Source organism: Mesorhizobium sp. M7A.T.Ca.US.000.02.2.1 (assembly GCF_003996995.1).
GTDB lineage: Bacteria > Pseudomonadota > Alphaproteobacteria > Rhizobiales > Rhizobiaceae > Mesorhizobium.
Genome location: NZ_RZTT01000407.1, coordinates 1 through 5,279 on the forward strand (window position 1 = coordinate 1; position 5,279 = coordinate 5,279).

At 61.0% G+C, this 5,279-nt stretch carries 8 protein-coding genes; all 8 read right to left on the reverse strand.

The features are described 5' to 3' along the window. On the reverse strand, nucleotides 1-622 hold a 622-nt coding region (locus EOD15_RS27820; RefSeq protein WP_348629435.1), incomplete at its 3' end, for a TolC family protein. Further along, entirely contained in the window at nucleotides 619-852 is a 234-nt protein-coding gene (locus tag EOD15_RS27825) for a hypothetical protein (RefSeq protein ID WP_127317819.1), read from the reverse strand. The genes EOD15_RS27825 and EOD15_RS27820, both read right to left, overlap by 4 nt. An 84-nt stretch (nucleotides 853-936) precedes the next feature. Beyond that, the gene (locus EOD15_RS27830) at nucleotides 937-1,362 is read right to left on the reverse strand and encodes a hypothetical protein (protein WP_127317817.1); all 426 of its coding nucleotides are present in this window, start codon (nucleotides 1,360-1,362) and stop codon (nucleotides 937-939) included. 405 nt (nucleotides 1,363-1,767) lie between these two features. Next, nucleotides 1,768-2,196 carry an acyl-CoA thioesterase gene (locus EOD15_RS27835; protein ID WP_127317815.1) on the reverse strand — a complete coding sequence of 143 codons (429 nt, stop codon included), beginning with the start codon at nucleotides 2,194-2,196 and terminating at the stop codon, nucleotides 1,768-1,770. After that, nucleotides 2,193-3,128: a 3-keto-5-aminohexanoate cleavage protein gene (locus EOD15_RS27840; protein WP_127317813.1), complete on the reverse strand. Its 936-nt coding sequence runs from the start codon at nucleotides 3,126-3,128 to the stop codon at nucleotides 2,193-2,195. Before EOD15_RS27840 ends, EOD15_RS27835 begins: the two co-directional genes overlap by 4 nt. Nucleotides 3,129-3,159: 31 nt before the next feature. Further along, the gene (locus tag EOD15_RS27845) at nucleotides 3,160-4,266 is read right to left on the reverse strand and encodes an ABC transporter ATP-binding protein (RefSeq protein WP_127409029.1); all 1,107 of its coding nucleotides are present in this window, start codon (nucleotides 4,264-4,266) and stop codon (nucleotides 3,160-3,162) included. Beyond that, nucleotides 4,266-5,003 carry a GntR family transcriptional regulator gene (locus EOD15_RS27850; protein ID WP_127321023.1) on the reverse strand — a complete coding sequence of 246 codons (738 nt, stop codon included), beginning with the start codon at nucleotides 5,001-5,003 and terminating at the stop codon, nucleotides 4,266-4,268. The genes EOD15_RS27845 and EOD15_RS27850 overlap by 1 nt, the downstream gene beginning before the upstream one ends. Further along, on the reverse strand, nucleotides 5,003-5,279 hold a 277-nt coding region (locus EOD15_RS35975; protein ID WP_210212208.1), incomplete at its 5' end, for a hypothetical protein. The genes EOD15_RS35975 and EOD15_RS27850, both read right to left, overlap by 1 nt.

A 5,279-nucleotide genomic window follows, 5' to 3' on the forward strand; every position in this document is an offset into this window, starting at 1 on the left:
GTTTCTGAGCGAGTTCGGACGCAGCGTCGGCGGCGGCCTGCGCCTGATTGAGATAGGAAACGCTTTCCCGGGCCGAGACAGCATTGATCCAGGCCCGCCGCGTGTCCGCGGCCAGTCGTAGCGTTTCTTCGGCGGCGCGGAGCTGGGCCTGGCGGAAGCGCGTATCCGCGACCGCGACGCGTCGCTGACGGGTCATCAGCGCAAGGATGTTGCTGGCAACCGCCCCCTCGATCGTGCGTACGGGATCGATGCCGATCGTTCCAACCGAGATTGTCGGATTGACGAGCATCCCTTCCTGCCAGACATCGGCCGCCGACAGACCGATCTCGGCGTAGGCCGCTTGCAAGCCCTTGTTGTTGAGCAGGGCGACCTGCACCGCGACGTCCGGACCAATGGTCTTCTTCCGCACCAGGCTCTTTACTTGCACGGAAAGAGCCTGCGCTTCCTCGCGGGAACGCACCCAAACCGTTCTCTTGCCGGTCACAGCTCCGGCGCGTGCCGCGACTGTCGTGAAGCCAGCGACGGGGTCGGAAACGTCGTCAGGGCCGGCGGTGGTGGCACATCCGGCAGCAATTAGCGAGATGGCTATGGCCGCAGCTATGTTCAGAAACCGCCGCTTCATGACCCGGCTCCCGTTTTTGCAGGGGACCGTTCTTCATTGAGACGCCGCCAGTTCTGCGGATCGACGGGCTCCCGCTGGTGGTAATTGGCGACGACCGGGTGATAGTGCGCGTCACGGATGCCCATCACGGGATCAGTCGGATTGAAAGCTGGAAGGACGGTCGGTGGGCTGGTTACCGCGCATCCGGCAACCAAAAGCGATGCGAGCATCGCGAGGCTTGCGAATTTCATTGTAGACCTGAAGCTAAACGTGTGCGTTAAGCCGCGCCGGAACGTATCCGCACGCTGCTCGCGAACGCCCTCGATGGGGCGGCGTCAGTTCAGGGGTCTGGGAGGCCTTATGTGCGCCGTATACTCGCCGCCTGGCAACACTTCGGCAACGGCAGGCGGAAAACAGCGGGTGACAATGCGGTCCAGCTCAGGACAGTCGACCGGCACTGCATACACCTGCGCGCAGTGGACCTCGCAGCTCTCATTTGCCGATTTCTCACCACCGGGATGTTTCTTGTCCACACCCGTTTTGGCTGCTGCGACCGCATCCTTGTGGTCGCCAACGTGGCCGCCGATGTCGTGTGCAGATTCCTCGATTTGGAGTGCCACCCCGGCGTCGCTATGAAAGCCGGTGGCGTTCGCGCTTGCGAAAAGGCCTGGCTGGAGAGAAGACAAGACCACAAATACGACCGCAAGCATCGCCCGGAACGGCGCACTTCCCGCAATCGAGATTCGGTCAACGTTTCTCATCGAACCCCTTGGGACAATTGTTCGCTTGATTTGTCAAGACCAAGTGCCGTTGACTTGTTGCACTGCAACCAAATGTGAACGCGAACAACCCTGCCTGACCCGATCTTATCCAAACGGACGAGTGACATCTTCGGGAACGGGCCGATCGTTGAGCTCCCGCCGACCGCAAACCATGAATCTCGCCGCCACTTCGCTCAGCCATAGCAGCGAAGCCGGAACTGGTAGTGCGATGAGTGGGGGAAAGGCGGTAGCGCTCTCCCGCTACCACTTCAAACCCCACTATGTCCTGTGCGATAGCGGCTATATCTGACCTTCCTAGGGCGAGTAGAAACCTTCAGCGACCTACAGCATCTCGCTCAGTGAGGCCAATGCGGCTAACGATGCCGTCACCAGATATTCTCGCCGTCACCCACGCGTATCGGCTTCACCCCTCGGGAGTTTCGCGCTCGCCTGCCGGGCTTCGCCTTCGATCTCGATCTTGCTCCGCGCTTGAAGATCGAAGCGCACCGTTACGGTGCGCATGCGCGCATGCAGGACTCCGTCCAGCGTACCGCGCATTTCATGCAGATAAGTCAGCGACGATTTCCCAAGCTTTTCTATAACGCTGCGAACGGTGACCAGAGTTCCCGCCGCGATTTCATGCACGTAGTCGATCTCCATCCTCACATCCGCCCAGCCGAGGGTCGGCGTCAAACGAGGATCGGCAATCCTGCCCAGCAACTGGAAACTGGCGTCATCAAACATCGCCACATAATGACGAACGTTGAGATGGCCCATCGCGTCGCACATCCAAGGATGCACGACGCCGACATAGGTTTCGATGCCGGGCGTCAAAACCCGACCTCGTTTGCGCCCTTGAGATCCAGCAGTTGACGGGCTTCGTCGGGCGTCGCGATTTCGAGCGACAACTCGTTGAGAATGCGCTTTATCTTGGCAACCTGTTCGGCATTGCTCTTAGCGAGCGTGCCCTTGCCGACATAGAGGCTGTCTTCCAAACCGACCCGTACATTGCCGCCCATGATCGCGCCCATCGTGCAGAGATTTATCTGGTGCTTGCCCGCGGCAAGGATCGACCAGAGATAGTCGTCTCCGAACAGCCGATCAGCCGTCCTGCGCATGTGCATCATGTCTTCTGGGTCGGCGCCGATTCCGCCCAGCAGCCCGAAGATCGTCTGGACGAAAAGCGGCGGCTTCAGCAGCTTGCGGTCGAGAAAATGCGCAAGCGTGTAGAGGTGACTGACATCGTAGCACTCGAACTCGAACTTCGTGCCATAGGCCTGGCCGACTTCGACGATGATACGCTCGATCTGCTCGAACGTGTTGGAGACGATGCCCTTCTTTGTGTCTTCCAGGTAGCCCTTCTCCCAGTCGTACTTCCAGTCGGTGTATTTCGGCGCGATGTGGTGCAGGGCGAAATTCATAGATCCCATATTGAGCGAGCAGAGTTCCGGCTTCGAAGCGTGCGCGGCTTCAAGGCGCTCTTCGAGGGTCATCTTCAGCCCGCCGCCGGTGGAAATGTTCATTACGGCGTCGGTCTGCTGCTTGATGCGCGGCAGGAAATCCATAAACAGCTTTGGATCAGGGGTAGGCTTGCCGGTCTCCGGATCGCGGGCATGCAGATGGATCACCGACGCTCCGGCTTCGGCTGCTCCGACGGCGGCGTCGACGATCTCGGACGGCGTTATCGGCAGATACGGGCTCATCGTCGGCGTGTGGATCGAGCCGGTGACCGCACAGGTGATGACGACTTTCGGCGATTTCTTCATGGTTGAACTCTCCCTTGTCTGCCTTTTGTTGTTATCTCTCGAGCGCGAGGCAATCCTCACGACCACAGCCCAACCGAACCGCCTCGCCCGCATTGAGTTCGGACCGAGACGACGATGCGGCAAGCTTGACAATGAATTTCAGGCCGCCCGCCGTCACAGCGACGAGCCGGATGTGATCCCCGACATAAACGGACTGAACGACGGTTGCCGCAATCACGTTGAGGGCGGTGGAGCCATCGTGCAATAAGGACATGCGCTCGGGCCTGATCGACAGCGTCACCCTGGCGCCCGCAGGGGGCGTCGCGCCAGGGGAAATGGCGTTCCACACCAGATCGCCATCGTCTAGATGGACGGCCACGCCACCGTTTTCACCGCCGGCAAGCACGGTGCCGGACATGCGGTTGTTCTCGCCGATGAAGCTCGCCACAAAGCTGCCCGTCGGACGCTCATACAGTTCGCGTGGTGTCGAAAGCTGCTCGATGCGGCCGGCACTGAACACCGCGATCCGGTCCGACATGGTCAGCGCCTCGGTCTGGTCGTGTGTCACATAAACGAACGTGACGCCGAGCCGGGCATGGATATCCTTGATTTCGAACTGCATCTGCTCGCGCAATTGCTTGTCGAGGGCGCCGAGCGGTTCGTCCATCAGGACAAGATTTGGTTCGAAGATCAGGGCGCGGGCAACCGCGACGCGTTGTTGCTGCCCACCCGAAAGCTGCGCCGGACGCCGGTTGCCGAATTCGGGCAACTGGACCATATCGAGAACGTTCCTGACACGTCGCGTCACCTCGTCGCGGCCAAGTTTGCGGACCTCGAGCGGGAAAGCCAGGTTTTCGGCGACCGTCATGTGCGGGAAAAGCGCGTAGTTCTGGAACACCATGCCGATGCCGCGACGATTGGCGGGAACGTTGTCGATGCGCTGACCGTCAATGAGGATTTCGCCCTCGGTCGTATCTTCGAACCCCGCAAGCATCATCAACGCCGTCGTCTTGCCAGACCCGGAAGGCCCCAGCAGCGTCAGGAATTCGCCGCGCATGATTTCCAGGTCGAGCTGACGCACCGCCTGGACCGTCTGCCCGTAGCGCTTGCTGACGCCACGAAACTCGACATGAACCGGGCCACGCGGGGATCCGCCCATCACCGCGCCTGCGCCTTGGGATCACGGCGTGCCGAAGCCGGGCGTTTGCGCGCAGGTTGAGCCTCAGCCGCCGCGGCGGCGCGAAGAATGATGTCGGCGGCCTCGCGCAGGTCGGCCACCAGCGCCTTGCGCGCAGCCGCGCCATCGGCGCGACGCAGCGCCGCGAGCATTTCGTCATGATGGTCCAGGCCCAGGCCGTAGGTCACGTCCGAGCGGACGATGTTCAAGAACGGTCCTGCTTGCAGCCACAATTTCTCGATGATTTGCTGGATGAGAGGTGACCGCGCGGCATGGTACATCGTGAAATGGAAGCGCCTGTTCAAGCCGAGATAGCTAGCCATGACATTGCTCTCGACGCATTCGCGCATCAGCCCGTTCAGCTTCGCCAATTCATCGAGTTCTTCGGGCGTGATGGTCGTCGCGGCCCACTCGGCCGCCGTTCCTTCGACGCTGCAGCGCACACGCACCAGATCCGAAATACGCGCCACCGTGGCCTCGGGGACGATGACGCCCCGATTTGGGTGGTCGAACATCGCCTCGTCGCTGACGAGTTGCCGCAAGGCCTCGCGCACCGGCATGGCGCTGGTCCGGTACTGTTCGGCAAGCTGTCGCACGACCAGTCTTTGGCCGGGCAGGAAGTCACCGTTCATCAGTGCTTCCTTCAAGCCCGTATGGACACGAACATGAGCTGTCTTTTGCGCGGCCGAGCCGGCACTGGCATCCTTGCGATCGAGCATCAGTTTGTCCGGCGCGGCAGTATTTTGAGGTTGCTCGACAGGAAATCGTCGAATGCGCCGGCGAAGCCGTCGAGTTCGGCGTCGCCAAATGGCAGTGACAACGCCAGCATGCCGCGCGGCGTCACGTAGTACCCTCGCAACAGCATTTCGATATGCCAAAGCGCAATCACCGAAGGATCGGCATCGTCGAGCCGCGCCGGAGTGTCCACCGGCCCCTCCACGAAATGCAGGTTCATCAAAGACCCTCGCCCTATGACGATGCCCTCGACGCCATGC